Source organism: Paraburkholderia dinghuensis, assembly GCF_003837865.1.
Taxonomy (GTDB): domain Bacteria; phylum Pseudomonadota; class Gammaproteobacteria; order Burkholderiales; family Burkholderiaceae; genus Paraburkholderia; species Paraburkholderia dinghuensis.
Map to the genome: position 1 here is coordinate 1 of NZ_RQIS01000003.1, position 18110 is coordinate 18110.

Genomic DNA, 18110 nt, shown 5'->3' on the forward strand with positions numbered 1-18110 from the left:
CATCGCTTGATGTCTTCTTCCATCTTCACGCTCATCGCCACGTTCCTTCAATTATGACTTGAGCAGGTTTTCACTGGGTCAATACAGTCCTGACTTCCCGATCAGCCTCATACGCGCTTCTTGTCAAACCCCGGGTGTGGGCAAGTTATGTATGTCGGCGCACAGATGGCGGCGTGTCCCAATGTTTTAATCGCAAGGCACATCCCGGCGGTGTGCTGATAACGCGCGCCCGCGTCACAAAAAGTGCGTGCCAGGTCAGCCATGCAATGAGTCAAGCCATAACTGGCTGGAGCGCCGATAGCACGCACAACGTCGACGTTATGCGTGGAAGCGCTGCGATGATCGTCGCATGTCTCCATTACTGTGAGTGGGTGCCGCCTGGCATTCGGGTGTTCGCAGCGTGCGCGTCGCGCAGCGTGTCGGCGTCGAGCACGTGATTGGCTGCGGTTCAGAACGTTTCGAATCCTGGGGCCCAAATGCGTCAATTTTTTCGCGAATTGTTTTACAGTTCCGTCGTCACCCAACAGGCTAAGTCGCCGCCGTCGCTGACGCCGCTCGCGATCGGCTCGCGCAAGCTCAACATACTTCTGCTCGGTACGTGTGCGGTAGACATGATCGCCAGTCGAAGCGTAAATTCCGGGCACAACGTCAGGCATGTATTGATGGGAGCAAGGCGCCACTCGCCTGTCCCGGATGTCGACCCGTCAGATGATGTGGCCGTCGTGAGCCTCACCCTTCGGGATATTCTGAGCGAAGTGACGCAAACGCAACAGCCCGCGGCCGACATGACCTTTTCGAGGATCCAGTCAGGCGACGATGCTCGAGCCTTTCTGGAAAGTGCGGGTGAATATCTCTCCTGGAAGGTGGCGCAGATTGCCGGGGAGATAACGACGGTTCCGGTTTTATTCATGTCGTTTTTCGAGCCAAGCTTCAATTACCTTGGCGACGTCGTTGATCCATTCAGTCCAACATCGCCTGGATATCTCGTTCGTGAAATGAATCGGCTTTTCAACGAGGCGATCAGGAAGACGAATAATTGCTATTTTCTCGAGTCCAACGAGATATTGAATTTCGTCGGACGCCGGCACTTGCAGGATGATGCCCTCGCGAGCAGTTCGCATGCCTCGTTGATCAACGATTGGGATTTCAAGCTTGACGCTGGTCGGCTGAATGCACCGAAAGCGCTCGGGAATATTCTCACCTATGAAGTTGCATCTCGGGAATTCATCCTTGCGCTCCTCTCCCGGATTGAAGCGATACTAAGGATAATCGAGCAGCGAAACCCGGTGAAGCTGATCATCGTTGATCTCGACGACACCCTGTGGCGTGGAGTTGCTGCGGAAGGTGAGAGCCTGAGCGTGCATGATCGCATCGAAGGTTGGCCTATTGGCCTCGCGGAAGCCCTGATGTTCTTCAAAAGACGCGGCGGACTGTTGGCTATCTGTAGTAAGAATGAGGAAGCGCCTACCATCGAAAGGTTCAACGCGATCTGGCGTGGCGCCATCACCCTGGATGATTTTGCTTGTGCGCGCATAAACTGGAACCCCAAGTCGCAGAACATCCGTGAAATCATCAAGGAGGTGAATCTGCTCCCGGGAAACTGTGTCTTCATCGACGACAATGACCGTGAGTTGTCCGAGGTGAAGGCTGCGATCCCCGACATTCGCTGTCTGGGCGGAAACCACTACGACTGGCGGCGAATCATCCTTCGATCGGCTGAAACACAGGTGCCCATCGTTACTGAAGAGTCCTCGCGACGTACAGAGCTCGTGCGCGCAATCTCGCAGCGCGAAGCCGGTTCCGACGTCGCCAGCGGTGTTTCGCGCGAAGAGTGGCTAGCTTCATTGCAGTTACGTCAGTCGTTCTTTTTGATCAAAAGCCCGACGTCCAGGCACTTCGAACGTGCGTTCGAGCTAATCAACAAGACAAATCAATTCAACACGACGGGGAAAAGGTGGGAAAAGTCGGAGTTTGAGAAATTTCTAAGCGTAGGCGGCTACTGTGTCGTCTCGTCTCTGCGAGACAAGCTGATAGATAATGGCATCATCTCGGTCTGCCTGGTCAAATGCGCGAATATCGTGCAAGTTGTTCTCTCGTGCCGCGTATTTGGACTTGGGGCGGAACTGGTCGTCGGTGCCATCGCGACCCGATTGGCGCTTAAATCGCATCCTGAGATTCGCGCGGAACTGATCGATACAGGAAAGAACGCGACCTGTCACGATTATTTCAGGCGGATCGGCTTTTCCCAAACGAAGACAGGTTTGTACTCGAGCGCTGCGAATGAGCCGCCGTCCTACATCAAGATCGAAAATCTGGGCACTACCGAGTTCCCACCTGTCCAGATCTAAAAGGCTCTTCGGGGATTGGCGGGTGTGCCGGTCACGGCGGGTACGCGTGACACAAGCATGTGCCTTCGGAGCGTATGCGGCAGACGACAGGCTCTCTACTTGATCGACGCCTGCTGTCGGCCCCCATCCGACGATTCCGTCTGAGTCAGAACGTTGTTCGCCTCCGCCGCCGTTCACCGATCCGCCCAGCCGCAGTTTGGCGACATGTGCGTTGCGTCCGGAGCTATGCGGTCAACCCCTCATTTGTGGTGCCATTTCATTGGATTTTTCCCGCCAAACTGCAAAAATTCAGAATATATCGGACAAATGTCCATAATGATCTTGTATTTTGAGGTGGTTTATGCGGGCTTTTATTATATCTTTAAAAGATAGTCAGTGTGAAAGTAATAAAGAAATCGCTTCAATTCTTGAGCAGGGGCGATTCGAGGCTAACTTCATCGATGCAGTATATGGACCGGGCCTGAGTGCAAAAGAGTATTTCGTAGCGGTTAGGAAATATTTTAATGCGGGAAATTCGCTGGTCACGCCTTCCGAATTGGGCTGCGCCCTGAGCCACAAGAAGGCGTATGAGGCTTTCCTGCGTACGGGTGACTCGCATGCTCTGATCCTCGAGGATGACGTTATTCTCGAAGCGAATGCTTGCGAAAAAATTCAGCGGATCATGGGGCAATTTGGCAATTTCGAAGGTTACTTGCATCTGGGAGGAATAGAAGGGTTGCTGGAAAGTTTTGGGCGCGTGGGTGGCACGATTTGCTGTGAAGTCCCGCCCGTTTTCAAAGTAAATCGTTCGGACTTGCGGTATCTCTACCGGACAGTCGGGTACGTGATTTCGTCGGCATTCGCGAAGAAAATCGTAAACCTGATGGATCAGGATATGTTCGTGATTGATGATTTTTCGCATATCCGGCAAAGCGTGCAGATTGGCGAATTCTATTTTGCAAATATTGTCAAACATCCTGTCGACCCACGCGCATCCAGCATCCAGAGCGAGAGGGACCTCAAGGGATCGCGCCGCGCGAGCTCAAAACTGGCGGCGCGGATCTACCGCAAACTAGCGATGCGGATCGAGCGTGAAATTGACATCGCATTGCGCAGCAGAGAAAAAATCATTAATCAACTTCGCGCCATTGATGCGGGGAGCCTGCCTCTCGAGTGAGCGTCAGTGGCACATCGCTATCTTGTCGACTGCCAGTCACGGGGCGACATATCACAGTACCCCGGTTTGCCAGAGGGTTTGAATTGCTCCTGGACGGCATGGCCAATCTTTAACTCTGTGTACTGGATCGCGTTCCCACGGGTTCTTGGCGCGTCAACTTTCCGGTCTATGCACTCGATGACCGGCAACAAGTCACATCGTGCCCGTCTATGTTGTGCAGGGATCAGTGACTTTGTACCCAGCGGCTACGCATCGATGCGAACAGGCCGAGCACGCGTGCTGAGAGCAAAGGTTCCGCGTGCGCAGCCCACGCGAGCGCGACGCCAGTGGCGCCAATCCACATCGCGATGCTTGGCCACGTGAGCGGCGTGAGAGTGAGCGTGCCAACATACGCCACGCCGATGATCAGCGTCGGTGCGGCCAGCATACGCAATGGGCGCGTGTCGAGACGTGCAGCATGGAATATCAGCACGCCGTCCACGACGCACCGTGCACTCCACGCCAGAGCGGCACCCAGCACGCCGAAGGTATGCATCGCCCACCACAGAAACGCGAGGAACGGCACAAGCTCGTACACCAGAAGGCGTGCGGGGACGCCAGGCCGGCCTATCGCTTGCAGGTGGCAGCCCGCAATCAACGCGAGACAATTAAACCAGGCGCCTACGAGGATCGTTTCGCCTACCGAGACTGAGCGTGCGGCGAATTCCTGGCCCACCCACAGCGAGAGAAATGGATGCATGAGAAACATGCCGAACACAATCATCGGCGTAAGCACTGCCGCGAAACCTCGTACGGTGATTGCGGAAAGCGATGTGGCATGAGTGGCTTCGAGCGACGAGAGGCGAGGAAACAGCGTGCGCGAGATTACGTTTGGAAGAAGTCGCACGCGCACGGCAAGGTTGAAGGGGACCTGGTAATAAGCGACCGCTTGAGGCCCGAGCGCGTGACCGATCATGATGCGGTCAGCGGTTTCATGTAGCGCAGCCGTAAGGTTTTGGGCGCTCATCCAGGCGCCGTAGGAGAACAACTTGCTAATCAGGTCCGGGCGCGGGCCGCTGGTAAATCGAAGCGGAAAGACACGCCAAACCACTAACGCATACAACAACACTGTGCAAACGCTGGGCACCAGCGTTCCAAACACGACATAGCGCAGGCTTGGCCCGAAGAAAAACGCCGCGGCCAGTGGGGAGAGTTGATACATGAGTGTGATTGGCAACTGCACCAGCGTGAGTACACCGAAGCGCTCACGCCCGGAAAGTGCGCCGGTGAGTACGCCAATGAGATTCGAGAGCGGCATGAGACTGGCCACGTAGGGTAGCGCGGGCAACAATTCGGCCTGGAGCTTCGGCCCGAGGTTGAAGTACGGAAGCAGCAAGTGCATGGCGATGTAAAGCACTATGCCGCAAACCAGACCGAGCGCTATATTTAGAATCAGCGCCGTCCATAGGACTGCCTCGCGCTCGCTGTGTTGCGCATTAGTGAGTTGCGCGATGCGGTTGGCCGTTGCAGCGGACAGCCCCATGTCCAGGAAGCCGAAATAACCCTGAATCATCCAGACGATAGCTAATACACCGTAGCGTGCCGTGCCGATGTAATGGAGGTAGATGGGTGTCGTCACGAGCGCAACGCAAATCGGCAGAATGCTGCTGATAAAGTTCAACGTGGCGTTGCGCGTTAGACTGGGCTTTGCGGTCATGATGTGGTCCGGTGCGTGCATTCGCTGCGCGACTTTGTCTTGTGTAATGCGACCCGTGACGGATTCGTGATTGGTGTGAGCGCATGTGGCACTATCGCTGTTTTCCTCTGTCGGGCACAGGCGAGGATGCGTTCGAACGGGTACCGCTTATTCTGCGCTGAGGCAAGCTCGTACGTTTGTGCGTCGGCGCACGGAGCAGGGAGTGCCTGCGCCTTATCGCGAGGTTAAGTTTCGAGTCCGTCGGCTTTTCGAGCAGGTGTTCACTTCTTTGTTTGTTCGCTCGACAGGAAACGATGCCGAAAGTGCTTGTAAGCAATGGCTGCGTTCAATCATTGAACCATTGCTGCAGCCGGTATCCACTTCAGTGCGCACTCATTTTTTTCATGCCAGAATTCGCCCGCCGTGGCGGGGAAACAGGGCCAGAACTTTCGACGTGCCGCGCCTAAGCCCGTGCGCCAGTTGCCGCAACTTATTGTGTGCGGATTTGCGATTGTGGGCCGGACGTTGCGCTGGTGCGGAAGATTGCTGGAGCGACCGTGCTGGGTCGTGCGCGCACGAGCCTTGCGTGGCCCGTGGTGAAATGGGTTGTGGCGGCTGTGCAGCTGGAGAGTGGGGCGTAGGCCGTGGCGGGTGGGGGGCGGCATGGCGCCGACGAATCGCGCTGCACTGGAAAAACCGTCGCCTCGCCGCGCAGAAGTTCATCCCGCAGTTCCAGAACCGGCGTCACACTAAGTGAGACAGCCGTGTCGGCGAGCTTTTGCTTTCGGCGAGCGGTTGGTGAACTCTACAGACCCGGCTGAACCCTTTCGCCGTAGCCGCGCTCAGACTGTGCCCTCGCGCTTCTTTTTTCCCCGCGCTCAAGACTCGCTGCTGTTTCCTTCGCCATCGCCAGGACCTGCTCGGCCTCGACCGGATCGAAATCCGCATGCAGTCGTTTCTTTACCCCACACTCGGCAAGTTGCATGTGCTTGTCGGGCGTGATGCCGTGCCGTTCGAGCGACCGTTTTGCACAGACGAGCGGGCAACCGTCGATCACCAGAATGGGGCGGCCCGCGCGCGCGACTTTCAACAAAGCAGGAACATCCCCACCCACACCGGCGATGCACGACATTTCCGCCGAGCCCTGACGGTCGAGCCGCACAGCCACGTGGTTGGCGAGCTGAGCCGCGCTCGAGCATCCGGAACAAGCGTAGACAAGCGGCAACGACTTATATTCACTGTTCATTCTGGAACCTCCCACTTTGGCGGCTTTCCTGCGGGCTTATCGAACGGACCGGACCTTGCTTCTCCTATTCACCACGCCGAAACATGCGGGGCGGTTCGAAGCGGTCAAGCGAAAAGACCGAGAAGTCGATGGCGTCGAGCGAATTCTTCACCAGCAAGCCCAGTTCCGTATCGCCCTCCATCGTCAGTCGCCGACTGAAAAACAGCGTATCCGGATCTTCCGCCCGCCGCGCGAGCAAAAAGAAATCATAGGCGTCGGCGCTGATAGTCAGCGCGATTTCGCCCTGATGTCGCGCTGCCGCGAACGTGCCATTGCGGCACACAAAATCGAAAGCGATGCAGGCATCTTTCACTTGAATGCGCAGCGGCCGGCCATTTAGCAGCTCAAGCGCATCGGCGGGCAGATGCCTGGTCAGCGCGAGATTGAGGCCCCGGACGAACAGTACGGACCCCGGCCACGCGGGCAATATCGACAGTGCTTTCCCAACCAGCGAAGGGAGCTTGTACGAAGCGGTGCTCATCGGAAACAACTCCTCAAAAAACCATGCTATGGGAAGTCTGCTATGCCGACTTCCCCGGGGCGCCTGATTCGGTAACCAGGCAGGGTCGAGCGTGTGACGCGTCACAAACAAACGCACCGACGATGCGGATCGCACGCGTCCGTGATTGCCGCGTCGGTCGCCGCCGTTAACCCGCTCGACGCGAAAGACCGGCCATACCGTGCCAGAAGCCATCGCAGTGCGCTTCCGGCATCAGGGAATGCATCTGCGACAGCGCTTGCGCCCCGTCCTGCCGTCCATCGATGACGTCGTCAAAAAGCTTGACGATCTCGGTCATGTGTTGCGACTGCGGGCTCAGGCGCAGCACATCGACCTTCAATGCCTTCAGTGCATCGATTTCGCCGATCAGGTTGTACACGCGCGCCGATTGAGTCGAGATGCCGTTCAGGACCAGAAATGGCTCACCGTCGCGCGTATTGAGCATCAGACCATCGGGATGATCGATGCAAACGTACTGGCAATTGTCGCGCGGAAGGTTCCGGTTACGCGCAGTAAAACATCGCGCGGAAAACGCCAGCGGCATGCGTCCGTACGCAAACACTTCGGTTTGCAGTTGAGGTGGTCGGTCCGCCTGCATTTGCGCGAGCGCGTCTCTTCCCAATTCAAGCGGCATCACCCATCGCTGCGCGCCCAGGCCCGCGAGCATGCCAAGCGTCGGCGCGTTGTAGACGTTCAACCATGGCCCGGCGACAAACGGAGTGTTTTCGACGCAATGCACCGCGCCCATATCGTTGGCTTCGACCATATAGCGGCCATTGCCCGTGACCTGCCGGAGTGTCGTGATGTCTTTGCCCGATTCGAGCAGCACTTGCGTGGACAAGACGACTTCCTTGCCGGCCTGCGCGAGCATATCGGCGATTTCAAGCCAGTCGGGAAGGCGCAATTCGTGACGTCTCGAACAGACCGTCTCGCCCAGATAGACAATGTCCACCGGCGCGTCAGTCATGGCCTCATAGAATTGCATCGTCGCGACGCGCGACCAGTAATACTGAAGGGGACCTAATGCGATTTTCATAGTTGCGGTTCCTGCATGCGGCACGAAGGCGTCGCGCACATCATTTCCATGGCCGGTGGTAGGCGCCCAGCGTGTGCTGCTGCCCCTCGGCAACCTTGTGGAGTTCGTCCATCCACGCGGGTTTGACGGCATACCGCGGCAAATTTGCACGGCACTGGTCGATGGCTTCTCGCCACACTCGCGTGACCTGTGCCACGTACGCGGGGCTGCGCTGCCGTCCTTCGATCTTCACGGCGCGCACGCCGATCTGCATCAGGCGCGGCAGGAGTTCCAGGGTGTTCAGGCTGGTCGGCTCCTCGATCGCATAGTAGTTTTCGCCTTCAACGTCAAAGCGTCCTTTACACAGCGTCGGATAACCCGCGTTTTCATCGTCGGCGTAACGATCGATAAGCACGCCGTTCAGCCGCGACTCCATGCCTTGCGGCGTTTGCTGCCAGCGGACCGACTTCGCCGGGGAACACACCCCATAGGTATTCGGCGACTGGCCGGTGACATAGGACGACAACGCGCAGCGTCCTTCGACCATGACGCACAAGCTGCCGAATCCGAACACCTCGATCTCGATGGGCGTTTTTTCGATGACCTGTTCGACTTGCGTGATCGAAAGCACGCGCGGCAAAACGGCGCGCACCACACCGAAGTGCTCGCGATAGAAATTGAGCGCCTCGTAGTTCGTTGCCGATCCCTGCACGGACAAATGCAGGCGAAGATCCGGATAGCGCTCACTGGCGTACTGAATCAATCCCGCATCGGCGACGATGACGGCATCGACGCCGGACTGAGCCGCGCGGTCGACTGCCTCGCGCCAGGTCTTCCACGCCGTTGGCTGCGGATAGGTATTCAGCGCGAGGAAGACCTTGCGTTTCCTGTCGTGGGCGTACTGAATGCCGGTGCGGATGGCGGCTTCGTCAAAATTGAGGCCGGCGAAATTTCTGGCATTGGTCGCATCGCGAAAGCCGAGATACACGCAATCGGCGCCATTGTCCACCGCAGCCTTGAGCGCAGGCAGACTCCCTGCTGGGCACACCAGCTCCATCTGTGGCGAACCATCGTTTCCTGTACTGCCGTGTGTCATAGAAGATGACCGCTCCAAGAGATTTGAGAGAAATTGCTCGCGTTCAATCGCCAAAGCACCGTGGCAAGTACCGCGACAAACACCCTGATGGGCATCATTGAGAATGTCGGTTTCGAGCCCAATGCAAGCTGCGCGACGCAGATCCGGACAGGAAGGGCGTCAGGGGGAGAGCACCAGGGAAAAGGGGAACATTGCAAGTGACGGAATAGAACGTCTGCGTCTGCGCCGATGTCGATGAGCGGATGCGGAACCCGTCGCCGGCAGTAAAACGCAATTTGCCGTTGATTCCGGCGCGCTCGCCGGCGGTCTTCGACCAACATGCGGTTGAACCATAGCGACGATGGCGGTGAGGCGTGCGCCAAAGTCGACAGTCTGCAACGTCGGCGCATGCTTGACATTAATGTGCATCAATTTTTTAAATTGGTATGCCTGTTCTCAAGGACTAGGCAATCGGGATTATTGCGGGGGGGATCGACCCGGTTTATTGTCTTTGAACGCCGTGTTGCCGCCCATGCATTACCAGCGAATCACCACGAATCCACCAGAACGCGAAATAACCCTCGATGTATGAGGGATTTTGAAAATCTGGCTTGTCCCGCGACGAACACCGTCTTCCGCGAATCGCTTCGCGCCTGGCGCTCAGGCGTGGTCCGATGGACGATCGGAGTGGTTTGCTCAGGGGCGCCGCGAGCAGTGCGGGGCGACTGTCGGGCAGAGCGTTCCGATGCGGAACTGGCGAGGGTTGATGACTTGACACGCGCAGTCGCCAGCACGGTCTTTCACTGATGAGCGACCACGTAAGCGGATGAGCTGTAATTGTCTCGACCGGAGACAGTCCGAATCGGACTTATAAACATATATCACCTCTAAATCAGACCTCGGTAGTCGATGCGAACTCGGCAAACGGGAAAGTATGGCTCTGTGTGGAGCGTCGGTGTCTTTTGACTTTATGAATAGAGTTCAGTGATGAAAAATAAATCAGACACATTGGAAGATCTGCAGAAGGAAACGTGTCGCAAGTATGATCTGTCGGCGATTGCGCCCGAAGGAACGGTGGCGGTTGCGCTCGACACGATCGGCAAATTCCCGATCTATGGTGAGCGCGTGGCGCTAAAGGACGGGGAAGAAGTGAGCTGGTTCTTCCACTGCAAGAGTTTCTTCAGCAAGGTTGATTCTTACAAGTCCGTGCAGACGGAGCAGCTGAAGGATATTCTTCCTGCTGCTTCGAAATTTCTCGGGCTGCCTCACGGCTCCGGTTTTGTTCTGGATGCCGAAGGAAATGAACAGGTTTGGGCGATTCAAAATGGTGCGATGGGGGTGAGGGTGCAATCGCACATCTGAATCACCTCGAGCGACGTGGTGGCCACGCACGCGACGAACGACGCCACGCCAGACGTCTTCGCGAAATTGACGATGCTCACGCGAGCGACCGATGCGCCAGCGCAATCGCCCGGCGCAGGTCTTCCACATACCGCTCCGGCTGCTCCCACGCTGCGAAGTGCCCGCCGTTGTCGTGCTCGATGAATTCCTGAACGTTGACGAACCGCGAAGCGAACCCGCGCGGTGCGAGCTTGATGTCGTGCGCAAACGCGCTGAGTACAGTGGCCGTCTGCACGTACGGCGCCGGCAGCGCGAACTCGACGTACGGTGCGAAGGACGTCCCGATCGTCCCCGTGAACCAGTAGGCGCTAATCCAGGTTAGCAGATCGTCCTCGGAGAATGGAGTGTCCGACCAGCTCCGCAGCTTCTCGACGAGCCACGCGGCAAGACCTGCCGGCGAATCCGCGAGAGCAGGCGCGATGGTATGTGGTTTCGTCGACTGCTGCGCGATGTACGCACCCTCCGTCCGTTGCCAGACCGCTACTGAATCGAGGTAGCGGAGCGCCTCCTGGTCCAGTGTCGACCGGTCCGCGAACACCGCGTGCAATGGTGAGATGTTCGTCAGATGCAGTGCCCCGATCCGGTCCGGATGCATTACAGCGAGCTGTTCTGCGACGTCCGCCCCGAAGTCGCCGGCCGAGACCACGTAACGGTCGTGCCCGAGCGATTGCATCGCGTCGGCGACGAGCGATGCCATGACAACACTCGTCATCCCCGGCTTCGTCAGCTCGTAGGCGAACGGGAACCCAGGCAGAGCCGGTACGACGACATGTACATCATCGAGCCGGGATAGCACGCGCTCAAACCGAAGCACCGAATCGGGCCACCCGTGTAACAGGACCACGACCGGAGCGTCGGCAAGCACCGCGCGTTGATGCACGACGCGAAGCGCACGATCACCGGCGCCAACCGACTCCCACGGCAAGTTGAGGATGCGGGCCTCGTGAGTTCGCCAGTTGTAACGATGACGCCAAAACTCGAGCAGATCGGCGAGAAAGTCAGCATCGGTCCCGCGTTCCCAACCGACACCTCGCGGAAGTCCTGGCCGTCGCGTTGCCGCGAGCCGTCTGTGCAGATCGCCAAGAGCGGCATCGGAAATGGGGCGAAGAGGAAGTGACATGTGTACGACGATACACATAAATCATGTGTACAGCAATACACATTTTTGTATTCGCGTGTACCATGGCCGAAAAAGGCGATATGGCTAGCGTGAAAACGAAAACTGCACGACCGAAGGACGCTGTGCGAACCCGCGAGCGCATTCTTGCTGCGGCACGGCGCGAGTTCGCCCGAGTCGGATTCGCGGGGGCCAAGGTCCGCGACATCGCAGTATCGGCGAATGTGTCACCCAATCTCATCACCCGATATTTCGGCGGCAAGGACGGGCTTTTTGTGGCTGCGGCCGAGGTCCATCTGAAGCTCGAGACGCTGTCCGACGGCCCGCGCGAGTCAATCGGGCGTCGGATGGCAGAGGGCATCGTCACCCGGTGGACGACGATGGAAGGACAAGATCCGCTCCTCGTACTGCTGCGCGCCGCAGGCGAACGCCGCGAAGCTGCTGAGACCCTGGCGAAGTTCCTCGACGAAGAGTCGCTCGAACCGTTCCGGCAGCAGTTGCTCCGCTATGGCATGACGGACAACGAGGCCACTGCTCGTGCTCGTGCCGTCGACATTTTCGTCCTCGGGATTTCCGCGCGGCTTCGTGTGCTCCGCGACGACCTCGGCGACACCGACGCATTGAAGCAGTGGATCGGAGCCACTATCCAGCGGTTGGTGGACGGAACGTAGAGCACGGTCGCCCTGGCCGACATCGTTAAGGGTTATTCGATGTCCGCCCTCATTCACATTGCTATGAGCGTGCAGCGACGCGTGCGGGCAGCCGTGACGGTCGGCTTACTCAACGCTTGGGGCGAGAAAATATGTTGACGAGATTCCCGTCGGGGTCGCGCAGCAAGAGCGAGCGATTGCCCCACGGCATTAACGTCGCCGGCATCACGATGTTTGTCCCGGACGCATTCATCCGTTCGAACACCGCGTCAACGTCCTCCACTTCGAACTCCAGAATCGCCGATTGATTTGCAGCCGCAGTGGCCGCACCGACATTGAAAAGCTCGATCAGACGCTCAGACGAAATCGCAAGCGTCGCTCCTTCGAGCCGCATTTCGGCGAATCCATCGGCCGGACGTACAGCCTCGATACCGAAAAGCCTTTGATAGAACTCCACCAACCCATCGATATCCCGGGTAACAACACGAACCGATGCGAACTTCATTTTGAGCTCCTCGCCAAGAAAGGAAGCTCAGTCTAATGGTCGATGCTGTCAGATTCTGGCAGTATTGTGCGGCTGGCGACGCGATTGAGCCTACGCCACTCACGAAGCAGCGTTGACCGCCTTTTGGGGTAGCGCTCCTCCAACTGCTCGACGTTCGAGATCCGGTCCGAACGGAAATTCCGAAAATCGGCTCGAAGCTCGCACCAACACATCAGGACTCGCGCCTGGTCGAAATACACCAATGCAAAGGGCCAAACGACACGCTGCGAGCGAATACCACTGGCGTCCACGTATGTAATATTGAGCTTCTGCTCTTCTCGGACTGCGGCACGCAGGAGGTCAGGCGAGACTTTGTGGGCAGCTCTCTCCAACGGCGCGCCGACTAGCAGCGAAGACTCCTCCAGTTCGCGCCGCAGTTCAATGGGCAGTATGGCGGCTATCTTCGCAAGCGCGCTCAGCGCACCGGACGATAGCGTCTTGTCGCAGCGATCGGCCACCCAGCGCATGCCAAGAACCAGGGCGTCGAGTTCCTCTGAGCGAAACATCATGGGCGGCAGCATGAAACCCGGTTTCATAACGTAACCAACGCCCGGTTCCCCCTCGATCATTGCTCCTTGCGCCTGCAAACTGGCGATGTCCCGGTATAGCGTGCGGATGCTCACGCCGAGCTCCTCGGCCAGGGCTTGGCCACGCACGGGACGTCGATAACGACGTAACACTTGCAGGAGATGAAGGAGACGTTCGGAGCGCGACATACGTGAATCCTGATATCAACACTGAAGCAAATCGACGACGCTATCGGTTACTTCAAGTCGAATGCAATAGGTCGCGTCCAGAGAGGCATTGCATTGTTGACGATCTATGCGGCTCTGTCGAACGTCTCAATCTGGCCGACAGCGCACCGCGACCGAGCACGACGATCATCCCGGGGTGTGCGCCTCATGCAGAACTTCAAGTCAAAGAGCGCCTGCGCCCTTTCAGTACTGCCACTATGCCTCGCTGCCCACGTTACCTTGAGGCCAGTTCAAAAGGCTGCTCAGGACGGCCGAAGCTGTTCCAGCAGGCCGGCGCGCAGGCTAGTCCGACGAGTGCTTTACGAATGTCGGCTCGATTTCTTACGAACACTGACGCTCGATACTCATGCCGGAAACGGCCGCTCATGTCGGTAGCGGCTATGGTTCCTTTAACGCTAGCGCTACCAATTCGGTGTTGGCTGAATGTTGCCGGGCTTGTATGAGCAGTTTTGCTCCGCGGCAGCGCGATATCCTGCCATTGGCAGCCCGCAGAGGCGTGCCAAAAAAGACTAGGTAAACCCCGCATGGCGGCTTTTTCACCAGCAAATTAACATTTGATAACGTTAAGGTTAACGTTCGTCGGCTGCTTCGAGTTCAAAGTCGCAACAGGGGCAAATACCGACTAGATCAGAGCACCGCGGTGAATGCATGCCGCATCGGCGAATCGCTTGCTAACGACGGTGAAAGCGTCATGTCACCGTCGCTGCAGTGTCTGGACGTGCGAAGTCGAAGACAGCGTAGTTCGACGGTCGATAACGAAGCTCCGGCCGTGAACCGCAAAACGTGTCCGCCCCAAAGAAAAAATAGCCCATTTGAACTGTCTGGGTAACGACCGCAATGCAAAAGAGAGTATCGAAGGCCATTTTCAAGTCCAAAGCATGCGAACTGTTCCGGCAGGTGGAGATGCAGGGAGAGAGCATCGTCGTCACGGACCGGGGGCAGCCCACCATCGAAATCAGGCCTTACCGCCACAAGCAGAAGGACCCGCTTAAGCTGCTGCGTGCTTCGATCGTGCGTTTCGACATGAGGCGCTCGTCTGTTCCGGTGGCGTTGGAGCAGGACTACCGATGATCACACCTGCGCCAGTGTGCTGGTTGAGCAGGCAGAAGGCGTTAGCCGAGGCCGCACGCGATGCGATAGATCGGGAACCCGATGGCGGTGAGGTCCTGATCTCGACGATCGGCGGGTTCGAAATCGCGGTGCTGGTCAATGACGGCGGACTCGCACCGTCTGGACGCGCGGAACCGGGGCTCTCGGCGGTCGTGTCAATGGAGGGCGCACGGATCTCGGTTGGACGCCGCGATCGCGTTTGCGCGCGATCACCCCGTCGCTCGAGCGGACATCGCATCAGAGGATGATCGTCACCACTGTCCGCACCTTTGACTTCACCGATTCGCTTCAATCCACGATCGGGTAGGCACCGTATCCATGCACTGCCGCCGTCACACGAACACGTCACCGAAGCGAGGCGTGAACGACAAACCTCGATGCCTGGAAGAACCACGCGCCGCCAAAGGCTGATTCCGACATTCCGGAGACCCAATGCTTGACAACTTCACCATTCGCGGTGGCCTGACGCTGGTCATCAGCGTTTTCGTTGCGTTTCTGCTGACCGTGATCGGCGTCGGCTACGGTGCGCTCAAGCTCACGAGTAGCGGGCTGGAGGACATCCGGCACCGCGCGTCCATGCTGGAGCAACTGAGGGGCAGCTCTGAACAGCTTCTTCAGGTGCGGCTGGCGCTCAGCAGTTACGAGACGCTCTTCAGCGCCGGCAAGCAGAGCGACGGGCTTCTTCCGGCGGCGCACGCGGTGCTGGAACAATCCACGGCTGCGTTCCGCAGTTACGCAAATGGACCTTTTGCCAGCGACGAGGAAGGGCGGCTTGTTCAGGCCGTAGAGCAGGCACGCGCCGCGCTCGTCGACCGCGCGATCGAGCCGGAATTCAAGGCGCTCAAGGACTACGACTTCAACACCTTCCACACTATCCAGGGCGAAACGGCGAGCACCTACTACGCGGACTACGCCAAGGCGTTCGACGCGCTCAAGCAGTTGCAGACCGTCGAAAGTCAACGCGAGGCCGAAACATCGGAGCAGCGTTTGCGCATCTCGACGCTGCTGTTCGGTGCGATCGGCGCAATTGGCGTCGTGGTCGGGATGATGGCGCGAGTGGGCCTGTCAGCGGCGGTGGTCAATCCAGTGAACCGGACGATCTCCCACTTTCGCAGCATCGCTGCGGGTGACCTGACGATCTCAGTCGGGTCACGCTCGCGCAATGAAATGGGCCAGCTGCTGTCGGCGCTCACGCAGATGCGCGATGGTCTGGTCGATACGGTGTCGAAGGTGCGCGGCAGCACGGACGCGATCACCATTGGCGCGAATGAGATTGCCTCGGGCAATGCCGACCTCTCAAGCCGTACCGAGCAGCAAGCCGCGGCGCTTCAGCAGACGGCGGCGAGTATGGAACAGCTATCCGCGACCGTGAAGCAGAACACCGACAACGCGAAACAGGCGAGCCGCCTCGCGCAGGGCGCGCTGGAGACGGTGACGCGCGGCGGCAACGTCGTGACTCGCGTGACGGAGACGATGGACGGCATCACGGACTCGTCGCGCAAGGTCACGGAGATCATCGGCATGATCGAAGGCATCGCTTTCCAGACCAACATCCTCGCCTTGAACGCCGCGGTCGAGGCGGCCCGTGCGGGTGAGCAGGGGCGCGGCTTCGCGGTGGTCGCATCGGAAGTGCGCAGCCTCGCGCAGCGCTCGGGCGCGGCTGCGAAGGAAATCAAGGAACTGATCGGCGACTCGGCCGCGAAGGTGGAAGAGGGTGCGTCGCTCGTTGGAGAAGCGCGCAGGACGATGCAGGAGGCGATGGAGTCGGTGGGCCGGGTGAGCGGCATCATGAGCGAGATCGAAGCCGCCGCGCTGGAACAAAGCGTCGGCATCGATGAGGTCAACAAGGCGATCACCCAGATCGATGAAGTCACCCAGCACAATGCCGCGCTCGTCGAAGAAGCCGCGATGGCAGCGAAATCGCTGCAAGCGCAGGCGGATGTTCTGCGGGGTGCGGTGGCGGTGTTCCGCATCGATCAGGAGGGTTCATCAACGGACGCAGCGCAAAACGGAAGTTCGGCTGCGGGTGGGACTCAATATGGCCGTCCGAAAGCGGGCGGCCGCCTCGCGCTGGCAATCCGCTAGTTCCGTTCCGTTTTCCACAGCGCGTTCGGTTTCGACCGCGCTGGTCATGCGTGCGCGCATCATGCTGGCGATGGCGGACCAGGAACTCAACAGTTCGATCGCGCGTTATCTGCAGGCGGCGCATGCCAGTGGGCTCGTGGATATCTTCGACTCGGCGCGCATCGAGTGATAACCGGAATGTTGACCTGCGTTTCTACGCAATACAAAGCTTTTGTCTTTCAGGGCCCGGCGTGCCTCGGGTTTCACTGGGACTAGCAGCCGTAAAGCAGGCATCCGCGGGCGGCGGCAATCGGCCGACTTCCGCCCCACGCAATCGGCCGTAGCCGACCCAGTTGCGATATGTATGGTCCCAGTGAGTCATGGTGCATTCTTCAGTCTTGAACAAGAGAACGCACTATGGCAATCCGCATACATGGCAGCGCCCGAACAACGCCGCGCATTCGCGCAGAACTGCAAATAGCCACTGGCTCCAATCGGGCTTTGGCAAAGCGCTACGGAATCAATGTCAAGACAGTCGCCAAATGGCGTAGCCGAAGTTCAGTTCAGGATCAGCCGATGGGGCCACGCGACAGAGGTAGCCGGAATCTGCATCCTGACCAGGAGCGGCAGGTCGTCGAACTGCGCCGGCGGGGCCGCTTACCTTTGGATGACCTGATGGGCCACCTGCTGGAGCAAGCGCCGACGCTCAGCCGCAGTGCGCTGTACCGGTGCCTGCAGCGTCACGGAATCAGTCGTTTGCCGACAACGCAGAATCGCCCCACGCGAGGCAAGTTTGAAGACACGCCAATTGGCTTTGTGCATATCGACAGTGCCGAGATGAAGATCGCAGGCGGCAAACAGCACATGTTTGTCGCCGTCGACCGGGTCGCCAAATTCACCCATGTCGCCTTCTTTGACCGGGCGACCAAAGCCAATGGTGCCCAGTTTATGAGGCAGGTGATTAACGCATTCCCCTACCGGATCCATACCGTGCTCACAGACAACGGCGTGGCCTTCACGGAGCAGGAGCGCTATCGAGGCGGCGTGACCCATGCAGGGATTGGTCACATCTTCGAGCGTGTTTGCTTTGCCAACGGAATCAAGCAAAAACGTACCAAGCCCTACCATGCGTGGACCAATGGCATGGTTGAGCGCATGAATCGCACGATCAAGGACGCAACCATCAAGGCGTACGAATACAGCAGCATGGAGCAACTACGCACACACGTGCTGGCCTTCGTGCAGAGCTACAACTTCGGCAAACATCTGAAGGCATTGCGGTGGAAAACGCCATTCAGAGCTATATGTGACGCGTGGTCGAAAGACCCGAATCGCTTTAAACTTCATCCGCACCATCTCACTGCGGGACTGAACACCTAGATAGGTAACTATCTCGATAGCAATTCGGCGCTCGTC

General features: G+C 58.3%; 16 protein-coding genes. 8 read left to right on the plus strand and 8 right to left on the minus strand.

All coding sequences use genetic code 11. From position 1 onward, the window contains the following. The first annotated feature begins 476 nt into the window (after positions 1–476). Together D1Y85_RS04620 and D1Y85_RS04625 are read left to right on the plus strand one after the other, a co-directional pair. Positions 477–2348, plus strand: a complete 1872-nt coding sequence (locus D1Y85_RS04620; protein WP_124149876.1) for an HAD-IIIC family phosphatase — start codon at positions 477–479, stop codon at positions 2346–2348. A gap of 340 nt (positions 2349–2688) precedes the next feature. Next, a complete protein-coding gene (locus D1Y85_RS04625; protein ID WP_124149877.1) occupies positions 2689–3504 on the plus strand; it encodes a glycosyltransferase family 25 protein in 816 nt (271 codons plus the stop codon). Positions 3505–3727: 223 nt separating this feature from the next. On the opposite strand, the gene D1Y85_RS04630 is transcribed toward D1Y85_RS04625, so the two are convergent. The 5 genes from D1Y85_RS04630 to ubiU form a co-directional block, all read right to left on the minus strand. Then, entirely contained in the window at positions 3728–5200 is a 1473-nt protein-coding gene (locus D1Y85_RS04630; protein WP_185218907.1) for a flippase, read from the minus strand. 784 nt (positions 5201–5984) lie between these two features. After that, positions 5985–6425 (minus strand): putative zinc-binding protein, encoded by a 441-nt coding sequence (locus D1Y85_RS04635; protein ID WP_124150188.1) that lies wholly within the window; start codon positions 6423–6425, stop codon positions 5985–5987. A gap of 64 nt (positions 6426–6489) precedes the next feature. Beyond that, on the minus strand, positions 6490–6945 hold the full coding sequence (gene ubiT / locus D1Y85_RS04640; protein ID WP_124149879.1) for a ubiquinone anaerobic biosynthesis accessory factor UbiT: 456 nt from the start codon (positions 6943–6945) through the stop codon (positions 6490–6492). 166 nt (positions 6946–7111) lie between these two features. Beyond that, on the minus strand, positions 7112–7999 hold the full coding sequence (ubiV, locus tag D1Y85_RS04645) for a ubiquinone anaerobic biosynthesis protein UbiV (protein ID WP_124149880.1): 888 nt from the start codon (positions 7997–7999) through the stop codon (positions 7112–7114). Positions 8000–8039: 40 nt separating this feature from the next. Continuing rightward, positions 8040–9074 carry a ubiquinone anaerobic biosynthesis protein UbiU gene (gene ubiU, locus D1Y85_RS04650; protein ID WP_124150189.1) on the minus strand — a complete coding sequence of 345 codons (1035 nt, stop codon included), beginning with the start codon at positions 9072–9074 and terminating at the stop codon, positions 8040–8042. A 966-nt stretch (positions 9075–10040) separates the two neighbouring features. Between ubiU and D1Y85_RS04655 the strand changes: the two genes are divergently transcribed. Further along, a complete protein-coding gene (locus D1Y85_RS04655) occupies positions 10041–10415 on the plus strand; it encodes an immunity protein Imm33 domain-containing protein (RefSeq protein ID WP_124149881.1) in 375 nt (124 codons plus the stop codon). A 76-nt stretch (positions 10416–10491) separates the two neighbouring features. On the opposite strand, the gene D1Y85_RS04660 is transcribed toward D1Y85_RS04655, so the two are convergent. Further along, positions 10492–11574 carry an epoxide hydrolase family protein gene (locus D1Y85_RS04660; protein ID WP_124149882.1) on the minus strand — a complete coding sequence of 361 codons (1083 nt, stop codon included), beginning with the start codon at positions 11572–11574 and terminating at the stop codon, positions 10492–10494. A gap of 62 nt (positions 11575–11636) precedes the next feature. Between D1Y85_RS04660 and D1Y85_RS04665 the strand changes: the two genes are divergently transcribed. Continuing rightward, complete coding sequence (locus D1Y85_RS04665) at positions 11637–12242, plus strand: TetR/AcrR family transcriptional regulator (protein WP_221410268.1); 606 nt, start codon at positions 11637–11639, stop codon at positions 12240–12242. 109 nt (positions 12243–12351) lie between these two features. On the opposite strand, the gene D1Y85_RS04670 is transcribed toward D1Y85_RS04665, so the two are convergent. Both D1Y85_RS04670 and D1Y85_RS04675 read right to left on the minus strand, forming a co-directional pair. Next, positions 12352–12726 (minus strand): VOC family protein, encoded by a 375-nt coding sequence (locus tag D1Y85_RS04670; RefSeq protein WP_124149883.1) that lies wholly within the window; start codon positions 12724–12726, stop codon positions 12352–12354. A 32-nt stretch (positions 12727–12758) separates the two neighbouring features. Next, positions 12759–13481 carry a helix-turn-helix transcriptional regulator gene (locus D1Y85_RS04675; protein WP_124149884.1) on the minus strand — a complete coding sequence of 241 codons (723 nt, stop codon included), beginning with the start codon at positions 13479–13481 and terminating at the stop codon, positions 12759–12761. Between the two features lie 876 nt (positions 13482–14357). On the opposite strand from D1Y85_RS04675, the gene D1Y85_RS04680 reads away from it, so the two are divergent. The 4 genes from D1Y85_RS04680 to D1Y85_RS04690 all read left to right on the plus strand — a co-directional run bounded on the left by D1Y85_RS04680 (position 14358) and on the right by D1Y85_RS04690 (position 18074). After that, positions 14358–14591 carry a type II toxin-antitoxin system Phd/YefM family antitoxin gene (locus D1Y85_RS04680; RefSeq protein ID WP_124149885.1) on the plus strand — a complete coding sequence of 78 codons (234 nt, stop codon included), beginning with the start codon at positions 14358–14360 and terminating at the stop codon, positions 14589–14591. A gap of 471 nt (positions 14592–15062) precedes the next feature. Next, positions 15063–16715 carry a methyl-accepting chemotaxis protein gene (locus tag D1Y85_RS04685; protein WP_124149886.1) on the plus strand — a complete coding sequence of 551 codons (1653 nt, stop codon included), beginning with the start codon at positions 15063–15065 and terminating at the stop codon, positions 16713–16715. A gap of 46 nt (positions 16716–16761) precedes the next feature. Continuing rightward, positions 16762–16884, plus strand: a complete 123-nt coding sequence (locus D1Y85_RS27875; RefSeq protein ID WP_281278264.1) for a hypothetical protein — start codon at positions 16762–16764, stop codon at positions 16882–16884. A gap of 227 nt (positions 16885–17111) precedes the next feature. Then, on the plus strand, positions 17112–18074 hold the full coding sequence (locus D1Y85_RS04690) for an IS481 family transposase (RefSeq protein WP_124149887.1): 963 nt from the start codon (positions 17112–17114) through the stop codon (positions 18072–18074). Positions 18075–18110 lie beyond the last annotated feature (36 nt).